This window comes from Aeromicrobium sp. 9AM (assembly GCF_902506105.1).
GTDB lineage: Bacteria > Actinomycetota > Actinomycetes > Propionibacteriales > Nocardioidaceae > Aeromicrobium.
On record NZ_LR733304.1, the window covers coordinates 148,394 to 171,653 of the forward strand.

24 protein-coding genes are annotated in these 23,260 nt (G+C 69.0%); 16 read left to right on the forward strand and 8 right to left on the reverse strand.

Translation table 11 applies throughout. The features are described 5' to 3' along the window. The first annotated feature begins 5 nt into the window (after positions 1 to 5). The 3 genes from BOSE46_RS06775 (at position 6) to BOSE46_RS06785 (ending at position 3,634) form a co-directional block, all read left to right on the forward strand. Complete coding sequence (locus BOSE46_RS06775) at positions 6 to 1,367, forward strand: FAD-dependent oxidoreductase (protein ID WP_159539520.1); 1,362 nt, start codon at positions 6 to 8, stop codon at positions 1,365 to 1,367. 53 nt (positions 1,368 to 1,420) lie between these two features. Further along, the gene (fbaA, locus tag BOSE46_RS06780) at positions 1,421 to 2,455 is read left to right on the forward strand and encodes a class II fructose-bisphosphate aldolase (RefSeq protein WP_256366735.1); all 1,035 of its coding nucleotides are present in this window, start codon (positions 1,421 to 1,423) and stop codon (positions 2,453 to 2,455) included. Between the two features lie 186 nt (positions 2,456 to 2,641). Further along, positions 2,642 to 3,634 (forward strand): type IV toxin-antitoxin system AbiEi family antitoxin domain-containing protein, encoded by a 993-nt coding sequence (locus tag BOSE46_RS06785; RefSeq protein WP_159539522.1) that lies wholly within the window; start codon positions 2,642 to 2,644, stop codon positions 3,632 to 3,634. A 92-nt stretch (positions 3,635 to 3,726) separates the two neighbouring features. Here the strand turns inward: BOSE46_RS06785 and BOSE46_RS06790 are convergent, their stop codons facing one another. Continuing rightward, positions 3,727 to 4,146 carry a MarR family winged helix-turn-helix transcriptional regulator gene (locus tag BOSE46_RS06790; RefSeq protein WP_201299563.1) on the reverse strand — a complete coding sequence of 140 codons (420 nt, stop codon included), beginning with the start codon at positions 4,144 to 4,146 and terminating at the stop codon, positions 3,727 to 3,729. Positions 4,147 to 4,231: 85 nt separating this feature from the next. Between BOSE46_RS06790 and BOSE46_RS06795 the strand changes: the two genes are divergently transcribed. Together BOSE46_RS06795 and BOSE46_RS06800 are read left to right on the forward strand one after the other, a co-directional pair. Then, positions 4,232 to 5,728: an MFS transporter gene (locus BOSE46_RS06795; protein WP_159539523.1), complete on the forward strand. Its 1,497-nt coding sequence runs from the start codon at positions 4,232 to 4,234 to the stop codon at positions 5,726 to 5,728. Between the two features lie 22 nt (positions 5,729 to 5,750). Next, positions 5,751 to 6,164, forward strand: coding sequence for a DUF3151 domain-containing protein (locus BOSE46_RS06800; protein ID WP_159539524.1), 414 nt, complete (start codon positions 5,751 to 5,753; stop codon positions 6,162 to 6,164). 28 nt (positions 6,165 to 6,192) lie between these two features. Here the strand turns inward: BOSE46_RS06800 and BOSE46_RS06805 are convergent, their stop codons facing one another. Together BOSE46_RS06805 and BOSE46_RS06810 are read right to left on the reverse strand one after the other, a co-directional pair. Next, positions 6,193 to 7,080, reverse strand: a complete 888-nt coding sequence (locus tag BOSE46_RS06805; RefSeq protein WP_159539525.1) for a diacylglycerol kinase family protein — start codon at positions 7,078 to 7,080, stop codon at positions 6,193 to 6,195. Positions 7,081 to 7,092: 12 nt separating this feature from the next. After that, on the reverse strand, positions 7,093 to 8,070 hold the full coding sequence (locus BOSE46_RS06810; RefSeq protein ID WP_159539526.1) for a DMT family transporter: 978 nt from the start codon (positions 8,068 to 8,070) through the stop codon (positions 7,093 to 7,095). Positions 8,071 to 8,108: 38 nt separating this feature from the next. Here BOSE46_RS06810 and BOSE46_RS06815 point away from each other — a divergent pair, with 38 nt between their 5' ends. The 5 genes from BOSE46_RS06815 (at position 8,109) to yidC (ending at position 13,516) form a co-directional block, all read left to right on the forward strand. Continuing rightward, entirely contained in the window at positions 8,109 to 8,642 is a 534-nt protein-coding gene (locus BOSE46_RS06815; RefSeq protein ID WP_159539527.1) for a CGNR zinc finger domain-containing protein, read from the forward strand. A 91-nt stretch (positions 8,643 to 8,733) separates the two neighbouring features. Continuing rightward, complete coding sequence (locus tag BOSE46_RS06820; protein WP_159539528.1) at positions 8,734 to 10,017, forward strand: adenylosuccinate synthase; 1,284 nt, start codon at positions 8,734 to 8,736, stop codon at positions 10,015 to 10,017. A gap of 26 nt (positions 10,018 to 10,043) precedes the next feature. Continuing rightward, the gene (purD, locus tag BOSE46_RS06825; protein WP_159539529.1) at positions 10,044 to 11,300 is read left to right on the forward strand and encodes a phosphoribosylamine--glycine ligase; all 1,257 of its coding nucleotides are present in this window, start codon (positions 10,044 to 10,046) and stop codon (positions 11,298 to 11,300) included. After that, entirely contained in the window at positions 11,297 to 12,718 is a 1,422-nt protein-coding gene (gene purB / locus BOSE46_RS06830; RefSeq protein ID WP_159539530.1) for an adenylosuccinate lyase, read from the forward strand. Before purD ends, purB begins: the two co-directional genes overlap by 4 nt. A gap of 18 nt (positions 12,719 to 12,736) precedes the next feature. Then, positions 12,737 to 13,516 (forward strand): membrane protein insertase YidC, encoded by a 780-nt coding sequence (gene yidC / locus BOSE46_RS06835; protein WP_159539531.1) that lies wholly within the window; start codon positions 12,737 to 12,739, stop codon positions 13,514 to 13,516. Here yidC and BOSE46_RS06840 read toward each other — a convergent pair. Then, positions 13,508 to 13,975, reverse strand: coding sequence for an SRPBCC family protein (locus tag BOSE46_RS06840; RefSeq protein WP_159539532.1), 468 nt, complete (start codon positions 13,973 to 13,975; stop codon positions 13,508 to 13,510). The two genes, yidC and BOSE46_RS06840, sit on opposite strands and share 9 nt — an antisense overlap. Before the next feature lie 57 nt (positions 13,976 to 14,032). Here BOSE46_RS06840 and BOSE46_RS06845 point away from each other — a divergent pair, with 57 nt between their 5' ends. Then, a complete protein-coding gene (locus tag BOSE46_RS06845; protein WP_159539533.1) occupies positions 14,033 to 14,896 on the forward strand; it encodes a phosphoribosylaminoimidazolesuccinocarboxamide synthase in 864 nt (287 codons plus the stop codon). A 1-nt stretch (position 14,897) separates the two neighbouring features. Here the strand turns inward: BOSE46_RS06845 and BOSE46_RS06850 are convergent, their stop codons facing one another. Beyond that, the gene (locus tag BOSE46_RS06850) at positions 14,898 to 15,806 is read right to left on the reverse strand and encodes a serine/threonine-protein kinase (RefSeq protein ID WP_159539534.1); all 909 of its coding nucleotides are present in this window, start codon (positions 15,804 to 15,806) and stop codon (positions 14,898 to 14,900) included. 43 nt (positions 15,807 to 15,849) lie between these two features. On the opposite strand from BOSE46_RS06850, the gene BOSE46_RS06855 reads away from it, so the two are divergent. Together BOSE46_RS06855 and BOSE46_RS06860 are read left to right on the forward strand one after the other, a co-directional pair. Next, positions 15,850 to 16,398, forward strand: coding sequence for an RNA polymerase sigma factor (locus BOSE46_RS06855; RefSeq protein ID WP_159539535.1), 549 nt, complete (start codon positions 15,850 to 15,852; stop codon positions 16,396 to 16,398). Between the two features lie 66 nt (positions 16,399 to 16,464). Further along, positions 16,465 to 17,163, forward strand: coding sequence for a hypothetical protein (locus tag BOSE46_RS06860; protein WP_159539536.1), 699 nt, complete (start codon positions 16,465 to 16,467; stop codon positions 17,161 to 17,163). Positions 17,164 to 17,222: 59 nt separating this feature from the next. Here BOSE46_RS06860 and BOSE46_RS06865 read toward each other — a convergent pair whose 3' ends face one another. After that, positions 17,223 to 17,822, reverse strand: coding sequence for a carboxypeptidase-like regulatory domain-containing protein (locus BOSE46_RS06865; protein WP_159539537.1), 600 nt, complete (start codon positions 17,820 to 17,822; stop codon positions 17,223 to 17,225). Between the two features lie 116 nt (positions 17,823 to 17,938). Here BOSE46_RS06865 and BOSE46_RS06870 point away from each other — a divergent pair, with 116 nt between their 5' ends. The 3 genes from BOSE46_RS06870 to purQ all read left to right on the forward strand — a co-directional run bounded on the left by BOSE46_RS06870 (position 17,939) and on the right by purQ (position 20,470). Beyond that, on the forward strand, positions 17,939 to 19,495 hold the full coding sequence (locus BOSE46_RS06870; protein ID WP_159539538.1) for a long-chain fatty acid--CoA ligase: 1,557 nt from the start codon (positions 17,939 to 17,941) through the stop codon (positions 19,493 to 19,495). Between the two features lie 64 nt (positions 19,496 to 19,559). Further along, positions 19,560 to 19,802: a phosphoribosylformylglycinamidine synthase subunit PurS gene (purS, locus tag BOSE46_RS06875; RefSeq protein ID WP_159539539.1), complete on the forward strand. Its 243-nt coding sequence runs from the start codon at positions 19,560 to 19,562 to the stop codon at positions 19,800 to 19,802. Next, positions 19,799 to 20,470: a phosphoribosylformylglycinamidine synthase subunit PurQ gene (purQ, locus tag BOSE46_RS06880; RefSeq protein ID WP_159539540.1), complete on the forward strand. Its 672-nt coding sequence runs from the start codon at positions 19,799 to 19,801 to the stop codon at positions 20,468 to 20,470. Before purS ends, purQ begins: the two co-directional genes overlap by 4 nt. 85 nt (positions 20,471 to 20,555) lie before the next feature. On the opposite strand, the gene BOSE46_RS06885 is transcribed toward purQ, so the two are convergent. Both BOSE46_RS06885 and BOSE46_RS06890 read right to left on the reverse strand, forming a co-directional pair. After that, positions 20,556 to 22,469, reverse strand: a complete 1,914-nt coding sequence (locus BOSE46_RS06885) for an FtsX-like permease family protein (RefSeq protein WP_159539541.1) — start codon at positions 22,467 to 22,469, stop codon at positions 20,556 to 20,558. Further along, complete coding sequence (locus tag BOSE46_RS06890) at positions 22,466 to 23,233, reverse strand: ABC transporter ATP-binding protein (protein WP_159539542.1); 768 nt, start codon at positions 23,231 to 23,233, stop codon at positions 22,466 to 22,468. The genes BOSE46_RS06885 and BOSE46_RS06890 overlap by 4 nt, the downstream gene beginning before the upstream one ends. Between the last annotated feature and the right edge of the window lie 27 nt (positions 23,234 to 23,260).

The following is a 23,260-nucleotide window of genomic DNA, read 5'->3' on the forward strand; positions in this document are numbered from 1 at the left end:
ACCACATGAGCCAACGGGTGGTCGTCATCGGAGGAGATGCGGCCGGCATGACCGCCGCGTCCGCGCTGCGTCGCAAGCTGCCGAAGGATCACGAGGTCGTCGTGCTCGAACGGGGTAGCTGGACGTCGTACTCCGCCTGCGGCATCCCCTACTGGATCTCCGGCGAGGTCGGGTCTGCTGAGGCGCTCGTCGCGCGCAGTGTCGAGGCGCACCTCGCCAACGGCATCGACGTACGGATGGGGGTTGAGGCGACGGCGATCGATCCCGAGGCGCGCACGGTCTCGACCAGGGGAGGGGCCGACCTCTCGTACGACCGGCTGGTCATCGCAACGGGTGCCGAGCCGGTAAGGCCCGCCCTCCCCGGCATCGACGGCGAGGGCACCTACGGCGTGCAGACCCTCGATGACGGGCAGGCACTGATCGACGGGCTCGCCGAGAAGCCGGAGCACGTCGTGGTCGTCGGCTCCGGCTACGTCGGTCTCGAGATCGCTGAGGCTTGCGTAGCGCGCGGCTTCGACACGACCGTCATCGACCGGTCGAAGGCGCCGTTGTCGATCATCGAGCCCGAGCTCGGCGAGCAGGTCGCAGCCGCGATGCGGGCGCACGGCATCCGGCTGCTGTCCGACGCGTCGGTCACGGGATTCACGCTCGACCACTCCGGCCGCGTCAGCGTCGTGACGACCAAGGACGACTCGGTCCACGCGGATTTGGTCGTCCTCGGTTTGGGGGTCACCGCGCGGTCGAAGCTGGCAGCCGATGCCGGTCTGCTGCTCGGTGCCAAGGGCGGCATCGTCGTCGACGAGCACCAGCGGGTCATCGGGCACGACGACATCTGGGCGGCCGGTGACTGTGTGGTGACCAAGGATCGTCTGACCGGCGAACTGATCCACGTGCCCCTCGGCACGCACGCCAACAAGCAGGGCATGGTCGCCGCCGACAGCATCGTCGCCGACGTTTTCGGGTCGGACCCGCGGATCCGCTTCCCGGGCATCGTACGTACGGCGATCACCAAGTTCTGCGCGTTGGAGATCGCGCGCACGGGGCTGGGGGAGCGGCAGGCGGCCGATGCCGGGTTCGACCCCGTCACGGTGAGCATCGAGACGACGAACTTCGCCGGCTACATGCCCGGCGCCGAGAAGATGACGGTCATGATGCTCGCTGACCGGTCGACCCGCCGGTTGATCGGTGCGCAGATCGTCGGTGGAGAGGACTCGGCGCTGCGGATCGATGTCGCTGCGACGGCCATCGCTGCGGGGCTGACGATCGACGACGTCGTGATGCTCGACCTGGCGTACGCACCGCCGTACTCGTCGGTGTGGAGCCCGATCCAGGTCGCCGCGAGGGCCGCGGTCAAGGCGCTGGGGTGACTCGCCAGTAGTAGTGCTGACTGGGATACTGGTCTTCGCACCCCTCGCCAGCCATTCAGGAGATTCGCATGCCCGTCGCCACACCCGAGGTCTACGCCGAGATGCTCGACAAGGCCAAGCGCGAGTCCTTCGCGTTCCCGGCCATCAACGTCTCCTCGTCGCAGACGCTCAACGCGGCCCTCGCCGGCTTCGCCGAGGCCGAGAGCGACGGCATCGTCCAGGTGTCGACCGGCGGCGCCGAGTACTGGTCCGGCCCGACCGTCAAGAGCATGGTCACCGGCTCGCTGGCGTTCGCGGCTTACGCGGCAGAGGTCGCCAAGGACTACCCCGTCAACATCGCCCTGCACACCGACCACTGCCCCAAGGACAAGCTCGACGGCTTCGTGCGTCCGCTGCTGGCGGCGTCGGAGGAGCGCGTCAAGTCCGGCGGACTGCCCTACTTCCAGTCGCACATGTGGGACGGCTCGGCCGTGCCGCTCGACGAGAACCTCGAGATCGCCCAGGAGCTGCTCGCGCGTTGCAAGGCCGCCGGCATCATCCTCGAGGTCGAGATCGGTGTGGTCGGTGGCGAGGAGGACGGTGTCGTCGGCGCGATCGACGACAAGCTCTACTCCACCCCCGAGGATGCGCTCGCCACGGCTGAGGCGCTTGGCCTCGGCGAGAACGGTCGCTACCTGACCGCGCTGACGTTCGGCAACGTGCACGGCGTCTACAAGCCCGGTGGCGTCAAGCTCCGCCCCGAGGTGCTCGAGACCGCTCAGAAGGTCGTCGGCGAGAAGTACGGCAAGGACCACCCGTTCGACCTGGTCTTCCACGGCGGGTCCGGCTCGTTGCCCGAGGAGATCTCGGCGGCGGTCGACTACGGCGTCGTCAAGATGAACGTCGACACCGACACGCAGTACGCCTTCACTCGCCCCGTCGTGGGCCACATGTTCGCCAACTACGACGGTGTCCTCAAGGTCGACGGCGAGGTCGGCAACAAGAAGGCGTACGACCCGCGTGCGTGGGGCAAGGCCGCCGAGGCCGGCATGGCGTCGCGCGTTGCCGAGGCGTGCGCCAACCTCCGCAGCGCCGGCACCAAGCTCTGACCCTGCGGCGACGGTTTACCAGGAGAACCTGGTAAACCGTCACTTCTCCGTGCAAATTTGCCCGGAGGAGTGACGCTGAACCCGGAGAAGTGGCGCGCCATCCCCAACGATGACGGGCGCGAGCGTTCGTCCACAGCGCTGCCCGGCGGATCGTCGCGATCCTGTCGCGCGTACGAGGCTCGCACCATGGACGACGTCTTCATGGCCATGGCTGCGCATCGCGGTGGGTATGTGTTCCGCCACGACCTTCTCGAATACGGTCTGAGGGACCGCGACATCCGTGCGGCGGTTCGGGCCGGGCTCCTCACACGACTGCGCCACGGGACGTACGCGCCGACCTCGCTGGTGGCGCCGCTCAGTCCCGAGGCCAGACACGTCCTTGTCGCCTACTCGGTCATCGACAAGCTGGGACGTGGTTTCGCTCTCAGCCACCAATCGGCGGCGTTGGTGCACACTCCGCAGTCCTTCGGCGTCGACCTGGACGTGGTCCATGTGACCAATCTCAGTGGTCGACACGGCCGCAACGAAGCGGGCGTCGCGTTTCACGTCGGTGACACCAGCGAGGACGATCTCGTCGAGGTCAACGGCCGGCTGGTGGTGGCGCCGGCGCGCGCTGCCTTCGAATCGGCGTGCACATCATCGACCGAGTCCGGGATGGTGACGATGAGCGCGATGATGCACGAGCAGCTGGTCGCACGCGACGAGCTGGTCGAGCTCGGAGAGACATACGAGCGGTGGCCCGGCGGCCGTAACGCGCGCATCGCGATCAGACTCGCGGATGGGCGTTGCGAGTCTGTCGGCGAGTCGAGGTCGCTCTTCATGTTCTGGCGCGAAGGTGTTCCGCGACCGGAGACGCAAGTGCTCATCCGTACCCAAGACGGGCGGGAGGTCGCTCGGTCCGACTTCGCCTGGCTTCTCTACCGACACATCGGCGAGTTCGACGGGCTGTTCAAGTACGGCCGACTCAATTCGTACGTCAGCGACCCAGGGCGAGCCATCACAGATGAGAAGAAACGCGAGGACCTCGTCCGATCATTGATGCTCGGCATGTCGCGTTGGACTTGGGCGGGATTGGACGAGAAGCGGCGCGGGGCCACGGCACGCAGCATCCTGCAAGGCCTCGAGCAGTCCAAACGGCTCTACACCCGCAACGCCACGTACATCCCGCTGTTCGTCTGAGCTTCTCGGGGAAAGCCACCACTTCCTCGGGCAAATTTGCCTGGTGAAGTGGCGGTTTACCAGGTTCTCCTGGTAAACCGCGGCACCCTGGCTCAGCGGCTGGCGGGCATGAGCACGCCGGCCGCGAGCTGGGCGCAGTCGCCGGCTTCCTCGCGGAGGATCTTGCGATGGGTCGGCCGAGCCGCCTTGTAGCGCTCGCGGCCCGCCGGGGTGATGCCGGTCCACTGTGCGCGCCGATCGTCGGTGCACGTGTTGCGGCACACCAGGCCGTCGTTCTCCAGCCGGGTCACGAGCCGGGACAGCGCGCTCTGGCTGAGGTGCACCTCCTCGGCGAGGTACGCCATGCGTACCTGCTCCTTGGCGTTGTGCAGGAGCTGCAGGACCTCGAACTCGCTCGAGCTGAGGTCGTGCTGCGCGCCGAGCTCGCGGTCGAGACGGCAGGTCAGCTGGTTGTAGCGACCCATGAGCTCATGCCAGGACTCGGCGAGCTTCTCATCTGACACCTTCGACACGTGTGAAGCATATCACCGCGTGTGCATAAGATGTTCTTGCATTAGTTGCTTGCGCATTAGATGCAAGTGCATAAGACTTGCCGACATGACCTCAGTCCTCACAGGCACCAAGCCTGACTCCCCTCAACTCCACGTCACCGAGGGCTCCGGGTGGTCGAGCCGCACCTGGGTGCTGCTCGTCGTCCTCGCCGGCGCCCTCTTCCTCGACGGCCTCGACATCTCGATGGTGGGCGTGGCCCTCCCGTCGATCGGCGAGGACCTCGGCATGTCGCCGTCCGCCCTGCAATGGATCGTCTCCGGGTACGTCCTCGGCTACGGCGGGCTCCTCCTGCTCGGCGGCCGCTCCGCCGACCTGCTCGGTCGCCGGTCGGTGTTCCTCTTCGCCGTCGGCGCATTCGGCATCGCCTCGGTCGTCAGCGCGTTCCTCAGCAACGACCTGGCACTGATCGCGTTGCGATTCGTCAAGGGCGTCGCGGCAGCCTTCACGGTGCCGGCCGGCCTGTCGATCATTACGACGACGTTCGCCGAGGGCCCGGCGCGCAACCGTGCGCTCAGCATCTACACCGTCTGCGGTGCGAGCGGCTTCTCGATGGGTCTCGTGTTCGGCGGGGTGCTCACCGAGCTCGGCTGGCGCATGACGTTCCTGCTCCCCGGCCCGGCCGCCCTGCTGCTGCTGTTCGCCGGCCTCAAGGTCGTCCCGCGCTCGGAGCGCCGGGCCTCGTCGCTCAAGCACTTCGACCTGGCGGGTGCGTTCACCAGCACCGCGGCCCTGCTGATCCTCGTCTACGCCGTCGTCGAGGCACCTGCGCGTGGCTGGACCAGCGTCGCGACGCTCGGTCTGCTGGCAGTGAGCATCCTGCTGGCTGCGCTGTTCGTGGCGGTCGAGCTCCGGCACGACCACCCGCTCGTACGCCTGGGGATCCTGCGCTCGGCCAGCGTGGTGCACGCCAACCTGGCCGGCGCCGTGATGTTCGGTGCGTATGTGTCGTTCCAGTTCGTCGTCACGCTCTATCTGCAGAACGCCCTCGGCTGGTCGCCGCTGGCGATGGCGTTCGGGTTCCTGCCCGCCGGCATCCTCGTCGTCGCGAGCGTCGTCAAGATGGGCTCGGTGCTGCAGCGCTTCGACACGCGTCTGGTGATCGCCGCTGGGCTCACGTCGTTCGCGCTCGGGTACGCCCTGTTCCTCCGGGTCAGCCCCGGCATGGCGTACGCCAACTTCCTGCTGCCGACGATGCTGCTGCTGGGACTCGGCTTCGCGCTGTGCTTCCCGTCGATCAACGCGCAGGCCACCGCCGGCGTCGCGGATCACGAGCAGGGCCTGGCGTCGGGGCTGGTCAACACCAGCCTGCAGATCGGTGGCGCGGTGATGCTCGCGGTGATCTCGGCCGTGATCGGCGCCGGCGACGGACCGACACAGCCCGACGCGCTGCTGCCCGGCATGACGACCGCGATCCAGGTCATCGTCGGACTGACGGTGGTCGGGGTCCTGAGCACCCTCGCTGTGGTCGGCTTCCGCCGGCCGGCCCCCGAGCTCGTGCCGGTCGCCGCCGACCGCGAGCTGGAGGACTGCGTCGCGTGTTGAGCACAGGCCGTAGGGTGCGGGCATGACCAACTTGTTCGGTGAACCGCCCGCAACCCTGCTGCCTGAGGACCCGGGCGCAGCGTCCCTGGCCGAGGGTGACGACCCCAAGAACGTCGCCGCCACCCACCCGGACTCGGCGCTCGCCTGGGTCACGCTCGCCGAGCTGGCCCTGGCCGACGGCCTCGACCTCGAGGGCTACGCCTTCGCGCGCACGGGCTACCACCGCTCGCTCGACCTGCTGCGCCGCAACGGGTGGAAGGGCCATGGCCCGCTGCCGTGGAACCACGAGCCCAACCGGCCGTTCCTCCGTTCGCTCGTCGCCCTCGCGGACGCGTCCGAGCGGTTCGGCGACGACGGCGAGGCGCACCGCTGCCGTGAGTTCCTGCACGAGTCGAGCCCCGAGGCGTACGCGGAGCTCGTCAGCCCGAAGGGCTGAGCGACGGGACGAGTGCTCCCAAGAAGGCCTAAGGCACGTACATCGTCAGCGCGGCGGGCTCGATGCGCCAGGAGTGCTCACTCCTCGGCCCACTGAGCTCGCCGTCGCTGGTGCAGGCGAGCTCGTCGCCGTGCACCGAGACCTCGGCGCCGCGGAGGTAGACGACGTCGTCGCGCCGATGGTGATCGCCGCGCCGTACGTGCCACGCGTACGCGATGCGGCGCCGCGGTGACTCGGTGTAGGACACCGCGACGTCGAGCTCGCCGTCCGACGGATCGGCTTGGGGCAGGAGCGGGGTGCCGCCGCCGACGAAGCTGCCGTTGCCGACCGCGACCTGGATGACCGGCTCCTTGCGCGTCAGGTCGGTGCCGTCCACCGTGATGGTGAGGTGGGCGCCCGGCTGGGTCAGGCCTCGCGCGCCGGTGAGCACGGCGCCGATGACGTAGCCGACGGGGCCGAGGGCCTTCTTCCACGGCCGCGCCGCCTTGGCCGCCTCAGCGCCGATGCCGATGTGGGCGGCGTTGATGACGATCTCGTCCTGGCCGTCGATGATCAGGTCGATCTGCCGGGTGCGACCCGCCACGATGACCTTGGCCGCCTCGACCGGGTCCGCCGGCAGCTCGAGCGTCGCCGCGAAGTCGTTGCCGGTGCCCAGCGGTACGAGCCCGATGACGACGTGCGCGAGTCGGCCGGCGGTGCGCAGTGCACCGATGACGGCGTGGAGGCTGCCGTCGCCGCCGAGCACGACGACACCGTCGACGTCGCGGTGCCGGTCGAGCGCCTCGGCGAGATCCTCGGGCGAGGAGGTCGTGACGACCTCGACGTCGAAGTCATTCAGGGCAGCGGCCACATCGCTGATCGCCTGCTCGTCTGCCGTGCCCGCATCGGCGTTGGCGATCGCGAGGAGGGAGGTCATGAGACCGCCAGCCTAGGGCTCCTGGGTCTCGGCTGCCTCAGAAGCGTGCTCGGTCGCGGGCTCGCCGAGGCGTACGGCGATGACTCCGACCAGGATCAGTGCGCCGCCGGCGAACTGCACCGGTGCCGGCGTCTGGTCGAGCAGCAGCCAGGCGAACAGCACGCTGGCGACCGCTTCGCTCAGTCCGACGAACGAGCCGAGGCGCGATCCCAGCCGCCGGCTCGCGGCGATCCCCAGGACGTACGCCAGGCCCGCCGTGACGACGCCGAGAGTGAGGACGGGGATCCACCACGGCAGGTCGGAGCCGGCGAGCACGACGTCGGCGCGCGAGGCCTCGAGCGGGACGATGCCGACCAGTCCGGCCACGAGCAGCACAGCGCCGCCGAGCAGGAGCCCGAACGCGGCCAGCACGATGCCCGGCAGGCCGTTGTCCTCGTCGGCCGAGATGATCCAGTAGACCGCGGCGCTGGCCATCGCTGCGAGCGCCCACAGGACGCCGATCGTGTCGAGGTCTGCGCCCGAGATCAGGTCGAGCACGAGCATCAGGCCCGCGATCGCGAGCACGGCGCCGCCCACCGTCAGCCGGCTGGGGCGCTGTCCGTGGCGCAGCCACATCCACCCGATGACCAGGACGGGGCACGCGAACTCGATCAGGATCGCGACGCCGACGTCCATGTGGTCGACCGCGTTGAAGTAGGCCAGCTGGCACCCCGCGATGGCGATGAGGGAGTACGCGACGATCAGCCCGGCGTTGCGGCGCAGGAGTGACCAGCGGCCACGCAGCACGACCAGGGCCGGGACGATCAGCACGGCACCGGCGATCAGGATGCGGGCCGTGACCGCGGCGCCGGCCGTCCAGCCCGAGTCGATCATGCCCTTGGCGATCGGCCCTGAGAGCGCGAACGACGACGCCGCCAGCAGCGCGAGCGCGACCCCGGACGTGCGCCGGGAGATCTGCTTCTTCTCGCTGTCATGAGTCAACGTGGTCATGACACATGACACTATGACTGCCGATGTAAGGTGTCAACATGGTCTTTGCCCATGACACCGAGGGAGCGATGGTGGCCGCCGTCGCTCTCGTGAACTCGGCCGAGCCACCGGTCACGATGACGACGACCGAAGAGCTGGCGGCGTTCTTCGTCAAGCACGGCTACACCGGGCGGCTCGCCGGCGACCAGGCCGAGCTCGATGCGGTGCACCGCATCCTGCCGCGCCTCCGCGCGCTGCTCACGAGCTCTCGCGACGACGCCGTGGACCTGGTCAACCGGATCCTCGCCGAGGCCAAGGCACTCCCGCAGCTCGTGCGTCACGGTGACACGGACTGGCACCTGCACGCCGTCGAGGACGACAGGCCGCTGCACGTGCGCATCCTGGTCGAGACCGCGATGGCGATGATCGACGTGATCCGCGCAGACGAGCTGTCACGCCTCGACATCTGTGACGACCCCGACTGCGACGCCGTCGTGCTGGATCTGTCGCGCAACCGGTCCCGCCGGTTCTGCAGCACGACGTGCGGCAACCGCGCGGCCGTCGCGGCCTACCGCGCCCGTCAGGCCAATTGACCCACGCCGAGGGCGGCGGATTCCGCTAGACTGCCGTAGTAAGAGCCCCGCGGAAACCGGGGCTTGTCGCATGTGTGAGGGGTGCATACCCATGCCCGCAGTCGTGATCGTCGGAGCCCAGTGGGGCGATGAAGGCAAAGGCAAGGCCACGGACATCCTGGGCAGCCGGGTCGACTACGTCGTCAAGTTCAACGGCGGCAACAACGCCGGACACACGGTCGTCATCGGTGACCAGAAGTACGCCCTGCACCTCCTGCCCAGCGGCATCCTCAGCCCCGGCTGCGTGCCGGTCATCGGCAACGGCGTCGTCGTCGACCTCAAGGTGCTGTTCGAGGAGATCGACGGTCTCAACGAGCGCGGCATCGACACGTCGAAGCTCGTCATCAGTGCCAACGCGCACGTCATCGCGGACTACAACCGCACGATGGACAAGGTCGCCGAGCGCTTCCTCGGCAGCCGCAAGATCGGCACGACCGGCCGCGGGATCGGCCCCACGTACGCCGACAAGATGAACCGGCTCGGCATCCGCGTCCAGGACCTGTTCGACGAGAAGATCCTGCGCCAGAAGGTCGAGGGCGCGCTCGAGCTCAAGAACCAGATCCTCACCAAGATCTACAACCGTCGCGCCGTCGAGGTCGACGAGATCGTCGAGGAGCTGCTGTCGTACGTCGACCGGCTCCGCCCGATGGTCGCCGACACCCCGCTGCTGCTGCACGAGGCGCTGGCCGCCGACAAGACCGTGCTGCTCGAGGCCGGCCAGGCGACCCTGCTCGACGTCGACCACGGCACCTACCCGTTCGTGACCTCGTCGTCGGCGACCACGGGCGGCGCGTGCACCGGATCGGGCATCGCACCGACCGAGATCACCCGCGTCATCGGCATCGTCAAGGCGTACGCGACACGCGTCGGCGAGGGTCCGTTCCCCACCGAGCTGTTCGACGACGACGGCGAGCGGTTGCGCAAGAACGGCGCCGAGTTCGGCACCACGACCGGCCGGCCGAGGCGCTGCGGCTGGTACGACGCGCCGATCGCGCGCTACGCCGCCCGCATCAACGGTGTCACCGACTTCGTCCTGACCAAGCTCGACGTGCTGACCGGCTGGGATCGCATCCCGGTGTGCGTCGCGTACGACGTCGATGGTGAGCGCGTCGACGAGATGCCGATGACGCAGACCGGGTTCCACCACGCCAAGCCGGTCTACGAGTACTTCGAGGGCTGGCACGAGGACATCTCGGCCGCCCGTACGTTCGAGGACCTGCCGCAGGCCGCGCAGACGTACGTGCTGGAGCTCGAGAAGATCTCGGGTGCACGGATCTCGACGATCGGTGTCGGCCCGGACCGCGAGCAGTCGATCGAACGCTTCGACCTGCTCTGAGCACCCCGAACAGTGAGGCATCACCCGTGAAGACGCTTGTCATCGGCACCGGCGGCCGCGAGCACGCCTTGGCCCTCGCACTGTCCCGCGACCCGCAGGTCACCGAGGTGCACGCCGCCCCGGGCAACCCCGGGATCGCTGAGGTCGCGACGTTGCACGACGTCGACCAGATGGACGGCGCGGCCGTCGCCGCTCTCGCCACGGAGATCGGTGCGGACCTCGTCGTGATCGGCCCCGAGGCGCCTCTCGTCGCCGGGGTCGCGGACGCCGTACGCGACGTCGGCATCGCGTGCTTCGGTCCGTCGAAGGAAGCCGCGCAGCTCGAGGGCTCCAAGGCATTCGCCAAGCAGGTCATGGCCGGTGCCGAGGTGCCGACCGCCCTCGCGCACGTGTGCGAGACCGCGGAGCAGGTCGAGTCCGCGCTCGACTCGTTCGGCCCCCCGTACGTCGTCAAGGACGATGCCCTGGCCGCGGGCAAGGGCGTCGTGGTGACGAACGACCGGCAGGCTGCGATCGATCACGCCGCGGCGTGCGACCGAGTCGTCATCGAGGAGTTCCTCGACGGGCCAGAGGTGTCGCTGTTCGCGATCACCGACGGCGAGACGGTGCTGCCCCTGCAGCCCGCACAGGACTTCAAGCGGGCGCTCGACGGCGACGAGGGCCCCAACACCGGAGGCATGGGTGCCTACACTCCGCTGCCGTGGGCGCCGGACGACCTGGTCGCCGAGGTGTCCCGCCGGGTGCTGGTGCCGACGGTGCAGGAGATGGCTCGCCGGGGCACACCTTTCCAGGGTCTCCTCTACGCCGGGCTCGCGCTGACCAGCCGCGGCGTGCGGGTCATCGAGTTCAACGCCCGGTTCGGTGACCCCGAGACGCAGTCGATCCTGGCGCTCCTGCGAACGCCGCTGTCGGCGCTCCTGCACGGTGCGGCGACCGGTGGCCTCGCCGAGGTCGGCCTGCCGCAGTGGTCGAGCGACGCGTCGGTGACCGTCGTCGTGGCCTCGGAGGGCTACCCCGAGGCACCCACCACCGGTGACCCGATCGAAGGGCTCGATCAGGTTGCCGAGCTCGACGGCGTCGACGTCATCCACGCCGGCACGGCACGCCGCGACGGCACGATCGTCACCGCCGGCGGCCGCGTCCTGTCGGTCACCGCAGTCGGCGCCGATCTCGCCGAGGCGCGCCGCAAGGCGTACGAAGGCGTCGACCTCATCAGCATCCGCGGCGCTCACCACCGGACCGACATCGCCCTCGCGGCCGAGCAAGGGACAATAGAGCTGTGACCACACCGAACGTCCTCGCCAGCCGCTACGCCTCGCCCGAGGTGGCGCGCATCTGGTCGCCGGAGCACAAGATCGTGCTCGAACGCCGGCTCTGGATCGCGGTGCTCAAGGCGCAGAAGGACCTCGGCGTCGAGACTCCTGACGGGGTCATCGAGGCGTACGAGTCGGTCATCGACCGCGTCGACCTCGGCTCGATCGCCGCGCGCGAGAAGGTCACCCGCCACGACGTCAAGGCCCGCATCGAGGAGTTCGCGGCGCTCGCCGGCACCGAGCACATCCACAAGGGCATGACGTCGCGCGACCTGACCGAGAACGTCGAGCAGCTGCAGATCAAGGCGTCGCTCGAGCTGATGCGCGACCGTACGATCGCCACCCTCGGCCGGCTCGGCCGGCTCGCCACCGAGCACGCCGAGCTCGTCATGGCCGGTCGAAGCCACAACGTCGCGGCCCAGGCCACGACTCTCGGCAAGCGGTTCGCCACGGTCGCCGACGAGCTGATCGTCGCGCTCGAGCGGCTCGACGACCTGATCGCCCGCTACCCGCTGCGCGGCATCAAGGGCCCGGTCGGCACGAGCCAGGACCAGCTCGACCTGCTCGGCGGCGACGAGGCCAAGCTCGCCGAGCTCGAGGTGCGGGTCGCCCGCCACCTCGGCTTCGACAAGGTGCTGACGAGCGTCGGCCAGGTCTACCCCCGCTCGCTCGACTACGACGTCGTCACGGCACTGGTCCAGCTCGTCGCGGCCCCGTCCAACCTCGCCACCACGATCCGCCTGATGGCCGGCAACGAGACCGTGACCGAGGGCTTCCGACCCGGCCAGGTCGGCTCCAGCGCGATGCCGCACAAGATGAACACCCGGTCGTGCGAGCGGGTCAACGGCCTCGCGGTCGTCCTCCGCGGGTATGCGTCGATGGTCGGCGAGCTCGCCGGCGACCAGTGGAACGAGGGCGACGTGTCGTGCTCGGTGGTCCGCCGGGTCGCCCTGCCGGACGCGTTCTACGCCGCTGACGGACTGTTCGAGACCTTCCTGACGGTGCTCGACGAGTTCGGGGTCTTCCCCGCCGTCATCCAGCGGGAGCTCGACCGTTACCTCCCGTTCCTCGCGACGACGAAGGTGCTCATGGCGTCGGTGCGCAACGGGCGTGGACGCGAGACGGCATACGACGCGGTCAAGCAGAACGCCGTCGCGGTCGCCCTCGAGATGCGTGAGAAGGGTGCTGCCGAGAACGACCTGTTCGCCCGGCTCGCCGCCGACGAGCGCCTGGGTCTGTCCGAGGCTGACCTCGCCACGCTGGTCGCCTCACCGATCGAGTTCACGGGCGCCGCCGTCAGCCAGGTGCGCGCCGTGGTGGGCCGCATCGAGGACTTGGTGACCGCCAACCCCGAGGCTGCGGCCTACACTCCTGGTTCGATCCTGTAGTTCTCGCGAAGGGGCATCGTGTCCGACTTGGTGACTGCTGTCCTGACGCCGTTCGACTACGTCGTCTCGGCCCCGTTGGTGGCGTGGCACGAGATCTTCGACGGCGTGCTCGGGCTCGGTGCCGGCTGGGCGTGGGCGCTGGCGATCGTCGGGACGGCGGTGACGTTCCGCATCGTGCTGCTGCCGTTCTACCTCACGCAGCTCCGCATGCGGCGTGAGCTGCGGAAGCTCGAGCCGCAGATCAAGGCGCTGGAGCAGACGTACGGCGACGATCGCGAGAAGCTCGCACAGGAGCAGATGAAGCTCGTGAGGGCGGCCGGGCTCAAACCGCTGATCTCCCTGATCCCGCTCTTCCTGTTGGGCCTGGTCCTGGTCGTGCTGGCCCGGATGATCGACGCCGCGGACAAGCATGCGTCGGCGGGTGGCTCGTTCCGGCGAGGCTTCCTGACCGACGGCGACGCGTGGAGCCTCTCGCAGGCCAAGATCGCCGGAGGCAGGCTCACGGACACGCTGGTCGGCTCACAGAGCGAGACCACGGTCGTGGCCGCGGTGTTGATCGCGGTGATGTGTGTCGCGCACGTCGTCGCCCAGCGTCAGGAAGCGACCCTGCTGCCGCCGACGGTCTCGCCGATCGGCGTGGTCGAGCAGAAGCGACCGGTGATGCTCTACGTGCTGCTCGTCGTCATCGCCGCGGTCAGCCTCTTCCTGTCGATCGGCGTCCTGATCTTCTGGGCGACCTCGAAGGTGTGGACCGTGGTCCAGCAGCGGATCCTGCGCGACCGCCTGGCCTCAGGCTGACTCGACGTAGGCCGCGAGGTTGGCCAGCGAGGACTGCATGCCGGTGGCGTGGTCGATGGGGGAGATCCCCGTCGGTACGCCCGAGGCCGCGATGCTGACCTCCGTGCCGGAGACCAACGGCGTGAGCTGCCAGGTCATCGTCATGGTCCCCGCGAAGGCCGGGTCGGCGGACTCGAACTCGGTCGCCTCGACCACGCGCTCACCGTCGACCAGCTCCACGAACGTGGCCTCGACGACGTCGGAGTCGGCGGTGCTCTTGCCGGTGTCGGCGGCGGGCTCGTCGTACGTCAGCACCATCCGGTAGCCGCCGCCGACCCGCAGGTCGTACCGTTCCATCCGGGCGCTCATGCCCGCCGGCGGCAGCCACCGCAAGCGCACCTCGGGGTCGGTCAGGGCACGGTAGAGCACCTCGGCCGATGCCTGGATCGTCCGCTTCGCGGTGTCGGTGCGTCCGGTCATTTGCCCATCATGCGGTGGCCCGGGAGGGCACGCCGGCGGTGCCACTAGTCTGACCCTGTGCCACTTGAGATCCCGGGAGCCCGCCACCTGCACTCGGGCAAGGTGCGTGACCTGTACGAGGTGCAGGACGGTCACCTGCTCATGGTCGCCTCCGACCGGATCTCGGCGTACGACTTCCTGCTGACGCCGGGCATCCCCGACAAGGGCGAGATCCTCACCCGGATGTCGCTGTGGTGGTTCGACCAGCTCAGCGACCTCGTGCCCAACCACGTCGTGTCGACCTCGGTGCCCGAACGCGTACGAGGCCGGGCCCTGATCGTGGAGAAGCTCGAGATGTTCCCCGTCGAGTGCGTCGCGCGCGGCTACCTGACCGGCTCGGGCCTGAGCGACTACAACGCCACCGGCGAGGTCTGCGGCGTGCCGCTGCCGGCCGGACTCGTCGACGCCTCACGGCTGCCGGAGCCGATCTTCACGCCGGCCACGAAGGCCGACCTGGGCGAGCACGACGAGAACGTGTCGTTCGAGCAGATCACCGAGACGATCGGCGCCGAGAGCGCGGCGGCCCTGCGCGACCTCACGCTGCGGGTCTATGCACGTGCCGAGCAGATCGCCCGCGAGCGCGGCATCATCCTGGCCGACACCAAGCTCGAGTTCGGTGCGCGACCTGACGGCACGATCGTCCTCGCGGACGAGGTCCTCACCCCCGATTCGTCCCGCTTCTGGCCGGCAGACTCGTGGCAGCCCGGCCGGACCCAGCCGTCGTACGACAAGCAGTTCGTCCGCGACTGGATGACCTCGCCCGAGAGCGGCTGGGACCGCGCGAGCAACCGGCAGCCCCCTGCGTTGCCCGCCGAGATCGTCGAGAAGACGCGGGACCGCTACGTGCAGGCGTACGAGCAGCTGACCGGCGAGACGTTCTGATTCAGCGGATCGCGTACCACGTCGCCGCTGCCGAGGCGGCGAACACCAGCACCGCCAGGGTGACCGCGAGCGCGGGGGAGACCTCACGCCGTACGCGACGCACGTGGCGGACCTTGGCGCCGCCGACGATCTGTTCCAAGGCGTCGGCGAACGCCTCCGCCGAGTCGGGCCGGTCGGCCGGCCGGGTGGCGAGGGACGAGGCCAGGACGTGATCGAGGTTGCGCGGCACGTCGTGCGACCCGGCAAGCGGTTCGGGCCGGCTGTCATTGGGTCGCTTGATGAGCGTGCCGGGATCGCTGACGTCGTACGGCTGGCGGCCGGAGATCAGCTCGTACGTCACCGCACCCAGGGAGTAGACGTCCGAGCGCGCGTCGACCGGCGCACCGCGGGCCTGCTCCGGCGCCATGTAGGCCGGCGTGCCGGTGGTGACCGTGACACCACTGGCTTCTGCGAGCCGCTTGGCACTCCCGAGGTCGGCGACCAGCACGCGACCGTCCTCGGCGACCAGCAGGTTGCTGGGCTTGACGTCGCGGTGCAGCAGCCCCGCTTCGTGCAGCACCTGGACCGCACGCGCCGACTCGATGGCCAGGCGCAGGGCGTCCTCGGTGGAGCCCGGCTCGCTCACCCGGTCGGCGACGGTTCCACCGGACACGTGGTCCATGACGAAGTAGGGCCGGTCCTCGTGCGTGCCGATGTCGTGCACGCGTACGACCCGGGGGTCCTCGATGCGGCGCAGCAGGCGAGCCTCCGCGAGGAACCGTTCGCGCACGTCAGCGTGATGGGCCCAGTTCTCCGCGAGCAGCTTGATGGCGACCGGGATCTCCAGGTCGGTGTCGAAACCACGCCACACCGTCGCGAACGCCCCGAACCCCTCGACCGCGTCGAGGCGGTAGCGTCCGATCTGTTTCATCACGCATCAGTATGCGCGACAACCCGTATGTATCGTCATCGGCATGGACATCGACGAGGAGCTGATCGCCCGGGCGCGCGCGGGTGACGCGTCCGCCATGGAGGAGCTGCTCACCGCCATCCGTCCGCGGGTCGTGAGCCGGTGCGCCCGGCTCCTGCCGCACACGCTCGACGCCGAGGAGGCGGCGCAGGACGCCCTGCTGTCGATCGCGACGCATCTGCGCGACTTCTCCGGCACGGGTTCGTTCATGGGCTGGGTCACCGTGATCGCGTCGAACTCGGCACGTCAGACGTACCGCACGCTGAAGCGGCGGTTCGCCGAGCGATCCGTCGACGAGATGCCGGTCAGCCCCGATCCCCGCACGACGAGCGTCATCGCGGGCAGCCGCATCGACCTGCTCGACGCGATCGAGGCGCTGGAGCAGGCGCATCCCTCGACGGCCGAGGCGTTCGTGCTGCGCGACATCGGCTCGCTGCCGTACGACGAGATCGCCGCGCTGACGCAGACGCCGCTCGGCACCGTCAAGGCTCGCATCCACACCGCTCGAGGCTTCGTACGAGAGAGGTTGGGCGTGCATGAAGGCAACTTCTGAGTCGCCCTCGGCATCTCTGTCCTCGAGGTGCGCCCTGCGGTGGGCGCCAGCACGCGGGAGGCAGTCATGAAGCAGCAGATAGCAGCCGGGATCCTGGCGCTCAGCATGGTCGGGGGAGTCGGCACCGGCGTCGTGGCGCACCAGCTCAAGCCGGAGTCCAACGACGAGCCGAAGGCCAAGCCCTCGGCGACCGTGACGACCAAGAAGGCCGACAAGCCCAAGTCCACCAAGACCGCCAACGCGCCGGCGGGCACCGGGGGCGGCGGCACCAAGACCTCCGAGCCGCCGCGCATGCCGCTGGCCCCAGTGGGTTCGTTGCGAGTCATTCCCGGAGCCGTGGGGCCGGTGCAGGTCGGCATGAGCAAGGCCGCCGCCTATGCGACCGGCTACTTCGACTCCGACATCTCCGTGCCTGCGTGCAACCGGGTCGACGACCTGGTCTGGCGGCAGGGCTACAACGACCAGCTCGACGTCCAGACCCGGGACGACGGCTCGGTGTCGTCGATCGGCATCCGGGGCGGTGGCCCGCGTACGCGCTCGGGCCTCGGCGTCGGCAGCACGTACGAGAGCGTCCAGGGAGTCCTCGGCGACGTGGCGCCTGAGGACGCGGGCTACGGCCAGACCGGGCTGTTCGTCAGCGAGGGCGCGGGCTGGATCGGGTTCTTGTTCAACGCCAAGCCCGATGCGGTCGCCCCGACGGACACCGTCACCTTCGTCGAGGTGACGAGTGGCGCGAAGCCCGGCCTGATGCGCGACGGCTGCTGAGCCGCGGAAAGGGCGTGTCCCCCTGGTTCGGACACGCCCTGCCGCAACTGGTCTTTGGGTCAGTTCTGTGAAGCGCTGGGACGCACCTGGTCCTCGATCGTCGTCGTACGGGCCGCGGCGACGGTGACGCTCATCCAATGGGCACTGACGCCGTCGTCGAGGTGGACGTCGTCGTGGAACAGCAGCGTGTACTTCCCGGCCGGCAGGCCGCCGATGCGGAACGTGCCCCTGGCCGAGACGTTGACCGCCTGCACGACGTTCTCGCCGGCAGCCGTCACGCACACGTGGGTGGCGGGGCGGGTCGTCGAGCCGTCCTGGATGACGACTCGGCCCTGGACGTGCCCGGCGACGGGCATCGTCGTGTGGTGCGTCGTGGCGCCGGCCCCGACCGTGAGGGTCGAGCAGGTGGACACGTGGGCGCCCGACTCGTCGGTCGCCTCGACCCGGCAGTCGTCGCCTGCCGTGGCGCGGACGCGGGTGAACCGGTAGCCGCCGATGTCGTCGGTGGTCGTGGTGTCGAGGCGCATACCTGCCTCACCGCGTCCGCCCTCGAACAGGACGATCGTGATGCCGACGAGCGGGTAGCCGCTCGGATCCGAGACCGTGCCCGTGATGGTGGCCGACGCGACTGGTGTGGGTCGTGCGAGCTCTGCGGTCATGCTTCCCCCTCATGTTGACGTTGTGGAGGGAGATGCGCGTCCGGTCGAAAAGGTTGCCCGGGGATCCGGATACCCCGGGTATGGTGAGAGCCCCGTCACCCCCTGGAGGAGCCCACGTGACCAATCTCGCCGCCTTGCTGGAGCAGTCGACCGAGAAGTATGCCGATCGTACGGCGATCGTCTTCGGGGATTCGCGGTTCACGTATGCGCAGGTCAACGGTGCTGCGAACCAGGTGGCGAACCTGCTCGTGTCCCGCGGGATCCGGCCGGGCGACAAGGTCGCGTTGTCGTGCCCCAACCTGCCGTACTTCACGATCATCTACTTCGGCATCCTCAAGGCCGGCGCGACGGTCGTGCCGCTGAACGTGCTGCTGAAGGGGCGCGAGGTGGCCTATCACCTGGCTGACTCCGACGCGAAGGCGTACTTCGCGTTCGAGGGCACGCCGGACCTGCCGATCGGGGATGCGGCCTGGGAGGGGTTCCAGGCGACGGAGTCGTGCACGGAGTTCTTCTTGATCAAGCTGGACTCCAAGCAGCCCGAGCCGATGAAGCCGCCGGAGTTCTACGGCCCGCTGGTGGCTCAGCAGCCGCCGACGTTCAGCACGGTCGAGCGCGATGACGACGACACCGCGGTGATCCTCTACACGTCGGGAACGACGGGTCAGCCCAAGGGTGCGGAGCTGCGGCATCGCAACATGCGGGACAACGCGCTGGCCAGCAAGGACCTGTTCGGCGCCGACGCGAGGCACCCGGACACGTACCTGTGCGTGCTGCCGTTGTTCCACTCGTTCGGGCAGACGGTGATCCAGAACGGCTCGATCGCGTTCGGCGGCACGGTGGTGATGCTGCCGCGGTTCGAGGCGCAGGCGGCTTTGAAGCTGATGGCGGCCAACCGGGTGACGTTCTTCGCCGGTGTGCCGACGATGTATTGGGGGCTGCTCGGCGCGCTGGACGACACGGTGGACGTGGAGGCGTTGGCGGCGAACCTGCGGCTCGCGGCTGCGGGCGGCTCGGCGCTGCCGGTCGACATCCACCGCCAGTTCAAGGAGCGGTTCGGGGTGACGATCCTGGAGGGCTACGGGTTGTCGGAGACGTCACCGGTGGCGTCGTTCTCCCGGTTCGGTGAGGAGCCGCGGGTCGGCTCCATCGGGGTCCCGATCCCGGGCGTGGAGATGAAGCTGATCAACGACGACTGGTCGGACGTGCCTGACGGTCCGGACGCGGTGGGGGAGATCGCGATCAAGGGTCACAACGTCATGAAGGGCTACTACAACCGCCCGGAGGCGACGGCTGAGGCGATCCGTGACGACTGGTTCAGGTCCGGTGACCTGGCCAAGAAGGACGAGGACGGCTTCTACTACATCGTCGACCGGTCCAAGGACATGATCATCCGCGGCGGCTTCAACGTCTATCCGCGCGAGATCGAGGAAGTCCTGATGGAGCATCCTGCGGTGTCGCTGGTCGCGGTGATCGGGGTGCCGCACGAGTCGCACGGTGAGGAGATCAAGGCTGTCGTGGTCAAGAACAAGGACCATGACGACGTCTCCGAGGATGACCTGGTCGTCTGGGGCAAGGAGCAGTTCGCCGCCTACAAGTACCCCCGTGTGGTCGAGTTCCGTGACGAGCTGCCGATGACCAGCACCGGCAAGATCCTCAAGCGCGAGCTGTCCTGAACGCGGTTCCTGGCACCTGCGAACCACCGATAGACTGGGGGCACCGACCACTCAAGGAGCGTCCGTGGCCCGCGTCATCGTCGATGTCATGCCCAAACCCGAGATTCTCGACCCGCAGGGCAAGGCCGTCCACGGCGCCCTGCCGCGCCTCGGTTTCAACGCCGTGACCGACGTACGCCAGGGCAAGCGGTTCGAGCTCGAGGTCGACGTGGCCGACGAGGCGACGCTCGCCGAGGTGCACGCCCTCGCCGGCACCCTGCTGTCCAACCCGGTCATCGAGGACTACGCCGTCCGGGTTGATTCATGAAGATAGGTGTCGTCACGTTCCCGGGGTCCCTGGACGACGTCGACGCGCAGCGCGCCGTACGCATCGCTGGCGGCGAGCCTGTTGCGCTGTGGCACGGTGACCACGACCTCAAGCGTGTCGATGCGGTGATCCTGCCGGGCGGCTTCTCGTACGGCGACTACCTGCGCGCTGGTGCGATCGCCCGGTTCGCGCCCGTCATGACCGAGGTCATCTCGGCAGCCGAGGGCGGCATGCCGGTGCTCGGCATCTGCAACGGCTTCCAGATCCTGTGCGAGTCGCACCTGCTGCCCGGCGCCCTGATCCGCAACGACCACCGCACGTTCATCTGCCGCGACCAGACCCTCAAGGTCGAGAACGCCTCGACCGCGTGGACGTCCAACCTCGCGGTCGGCGACGAGATCGTCATCCCGCTCAAGAACGGCGAGGGCGGGTTCGTCGCCGACGCCGACACGCTCGACCGCCTCGAGGGTGAGGGCCAGGTCGTGTTCCGCTACGTCGACGTCAACCCCAACGGCTCGCTGCGCGACATCGCCGGCATCACCAACGAGCGCGGCAACGTCGTCGGGCTCATGCCGCACCCCGAGCACGCCGTCGAGGATCTGACCGGTCCCGGCACCGACGGTCTGGCCCTCTTCACCTCGGCGCTCGCCACCCTCACCTCCGCCTGACCAGCGCTGCGGGACCCCGCTGGGAGTGACGTTCGCGTCGCGACTCGCCGTCGTGCCCCGGCGCAAACGTCACTCCCGGCGAGGCTCACTCCGCGGCCTGGGAGGGGTGGACCTTGCGGAGCATGAACCTGGTCGGGGCGACCGCGGCGACGGTGGCGATGACCAGGCAGGTCGCGCCGATCGCGCCGAGGCCCAGCCACGGCAGGTCCACCGGCATGCTCTCCACGGTGGCACTGAGGGATCGACCGACCAGCACCCCGACGATCGCGCAGATGATCGCACCCATCGTGAGTGACGTGGCGGTCACCAGTGCCGACTCCCAGAGCACGATCTTGCGAACCTGGCGCTCGGTCGCGCCGATCAGGCGGGTCGCGACGAACTCACGGTGTCGCTGCAGGCTGCCCATCAGCAACGTGTTGGCGATCGCCAGAGCGGCGTAGAACCCCGAGGGACCGAGCAGCACCCAGAGCGCCAACGTGTTGTTCTTGCGCAGGTCGGCGTCCGTCGCGGCGAGCCATGCGTCACGCGACTCGACGTGGGCCGACGTGCCGCGCAGCTCGGCACTGATCGTCGAGACCGGGTCGGCGACATCCGTACGCGGGATGACGAACCAGCGATCGGGGGTCGCCTTCGTCAGGCCGGTCGGGAGCAGCAGGTCGCCGTACAGCGACGGCGCCGACTCGACGATCGCGACGACTTTGAGGTTGACCGGCTTCCCCTTGCCGAACGCCGCGCGAACCGTGCTGCCGAGGTGGTAGGCGCCGTCGAAGGCGTAGGACTTTGACAGGGCGATGGCCCTGCCGTGAAGATCCTCGATCGATCCCTGGTGCGCCTTGAGCCCGCGTGCCGCGGCTCCGTTGGCGACATCGATCGTCTGGGCCTCCTCGAGCTCGCGTGCGCCCTCGTGATCGATCAAGGTGATGCCAACCGGTGCACTGGCGTCGGCGACGTCGACTGCGGGCGAGCTCGCGAGGATCTCAGCGGTGCGGGCGTTGCCACCCTCCACGACGACCGTGGCCTTGAGATGCTCATCGTTGACGGCACGATCCCAGTCGGCGGCGATCCCCAAGGTCAGGAACAGCGAACCGCCGATGGCCGAGATCGCGAGGGTCGGTGCCGCGAGCGAGGCGGTCCGCTTGGCCGAGGCCGCGACGTTGTCACGGGCCATGCGGATCGTGACGTCGCCGTTGCGCACCAGCGGCCACGCGATCAGCCGGGCCAGGGCCGGGAACAGCCACGGGCCGAAACAGACCGCGGAGATGACCAGCAGCTCCGGCGCGAAGATGCCCAGCACGAGCGACAGCTCGCCCGTGACCGATCCCATCGTGACGAGCATGGCGACCGAGCCGGCGAGGCAGCCGACACCCACCAGGAGGCGCCAGAATCCCATGCGGCGGCGCTCTACCGAGGCCTCCCGCATCGCGTCGATCGGAGGGATCTTGGATGCGCGGCGTGCCGCCGAGCGCGCGCCGATCAGGGCGACCAGTGCGCCGATCGGGAATGCGATGCCGAGCGTGGGCCAGAAGCTGGGGGTGTCGAGCCTCATCGGGGTGAGTCCGCGGTCATGGGCGAGCCAGAGCGTCAGCGGCGTCATCAGGTGCGCGAACACGCATCCTGCGAGCGAGGCCACGCTCGCCACGATCAATGACTCGCCGAGGATCATCCGCCGGACCTGGCGGGGAGTCGAGCCGATCAGGCGCAGCAGCCCGAGCTCACGCCTGCGCGAGGAGACGACGAACGAGAAGGTGCTGGCCACGACGAAGATGGCGATGAACCCGGAGAACCCGGACATGACGCCGAACATCGACGCCAGGCCGTCGAGCTGCATGCGACCCTCGGTGTCGCCCGGTTCCAGGCGCGAGGTCGCCTCGGCGACCGCAGTGATCATCTCCACCGTCAAACCGATCAGCGTGACGCCGAGGAACAGCGCGACGAGCGATCCGACGTACGGGGCGATGTTGCGCCGCACGGTGTGCCGGCTGAGGTCGAGGAGCATCATCGTTCGAGCTCACTCATCATCGCGGCGATCTGCGAAGCGCTGCCGTGCTGGAGGCTGCCGACGAGCCGGCCGTCCTCGAGGAAGATCACCGAGTGGGCGTACGACGCGGCGACCGGGTCGTGCGTCACCATCGCGATCGTGTGGCCCTGCTCGTCGACGGACGTGCGCAGGAGGTCGAGCACCTGATGGCTGGTCGTACGGTCGAGAGCGCCGGTCGGCTCGTCGGCGAACACGACCTGCGGTCGCGCGATGAGCGCGCGGGCGATGGCCACGCGCTGCTGCTGCCCGCCGGAGAGCTCGGCCGGGCGACGACCGTGGTGCCCGTCGAGACCCACCTGGGCCAGTGTCGCGAGCACCTCGCCGCGGCTGGGGCGCTTGCCCGCGAGTCGCAGCGGCAGCGCGACGTTGTCGAACACGGTGAGGGCCGGCAGGAGGTTGTAGGACTGGAAGACGAAGCCCATCGTCGAGCGCCGCATCGTGGTCAGCGCGACCTCGTTGAGCTTGGCGAGGTCGGTTCCGGCGACGATGACCTTGCCCTTCGTCGGCCGGTCGAGCCCAGCGGCGCACTGGAGGAGGGTCGACTTGCCGGACCCGGACGGTCCCATGACGGCGGTGAACGTGGAGGAGGCGAAGGCGTGGGTGATGCCGCGGAGTGCATCGACCTGGCCGGCCTTCGACTTGTAGGTCTTGGTGACGCCGTCCAGCACGACGGCGTCGGTACGCGTCGCGGCTCGGCGTGGTTCGTGATCGGTGAGAGTTGTCATGACTCCATGACATCGTCGGCGAGCCTC

Coding starts and splice junctions, on each gene's coding strand:
- BOSE46_RS06800 (WP_159539524.1), top strand. CDS start 5,751: ATGACCAACTTGTTCGGTGAACCGCCCGCAACCCTGCTGCCTGAGGAC.
- BOSE46_RS06775 (WP_159539520.1), top strand. CDS start 6: ATGAGCCAACGGGTGGTCGTCATCGGAGGAGATGCGGCCGGCATGACC.
- BOSE46_RS06815 (WP_159539527.1), top strand. CDS start 8,109: ATGGTCTTTGCCCATGACACCGAGGGAGCGATGGTGGCCGCCGTCGCT.
- BOSE46_RS06865 (WP_159539537.1), bottom strand. CDS start 17,822: ATGACCGCAGAGCTCGCACGACCCACACCAGTCGCGTCGGCCACCATC.
- BOSE46_RS06785 (WP_159539522.1), top strand. CDS start 2,642: ATGGACGACGTCTTCATGGCCATGGCTGCGCATCGCGGTGGGTATGTG.
- BOSE46_RS06885 (WP_159539541.1), bottom strand. CDS start 22,469: ATGATGCTCCTCGACCTCAGCCGGCACACCGTGCGGCGCAACATCGCC.
- BOSE46_RS06810 (WP_159539526.1), bottom strand. CDS start 8,070: ATGACCACGTTGACTCATGACAGCGAGAAGAAGCAGATCTCCCGGCGC.
- purQ (WP_159539540.1), top strand. CDS start 19,799: ATGAAGATAGGTGTCGTCACGTTCCCGGGGTCCCTGGACGACGTCGAC.
- BOSE46_RS06820 (WP_159539528.1), top strand. CDS start 8,734: ATGCCCGCAGTCGTGATCGTCGGAGCCCAGTGGGGCGATGAAGGCAAA.
- BOSE46_RS06890 (WP_159539542.1), bottom strand. CDS start 23,233: ATGACAACTCTCACCGATCACGAACCACGCCGAGCCGCGACGCGTACC.
- BOSE46_RS06850 (WP_159539534.1), bottom strand. CDS start 15,806: ATGAAACAGATCGGACGCTACCGCCTCGACGCGGTCGAGGGGTTCGGG.
- BOSE46_RS06805 (WP_159539525.1), bottom strand. CDS start 7,080: ATGACCTCCCTCCTCGCGATCGCCAACGCCGATGCGGGCACGGCAGAC.
- BOSE46_RS06840 (WP_159539532.1), bottom strand. CDS start 13,975: ATGACCGGACGCACCGACACCGCGAAGCGGACGATCCAGGCATCGGCC.
- BOSE46_RS06860 (WP_159539536.1), top strand. CDS start 16,465: ATGAAGCAGCAGATAGCAGCCGGGATCCTGGCGCTCAGCATGGTCGGG.
- BOSE46_RS06855 (WP_159539535.1), top strand. CDS start 15,850: ATGGACATCGACGAGGAGCTGATCGCCCGGGCGCGCGCGGGTGACGCG.
- BOSE46_RS06795 (WP_159539523.1), top strand. CDS start 4,232: ATGACCTCAGTCCTCACAGGCACCAAGCCTGACTCCCCTCAACTCCAC.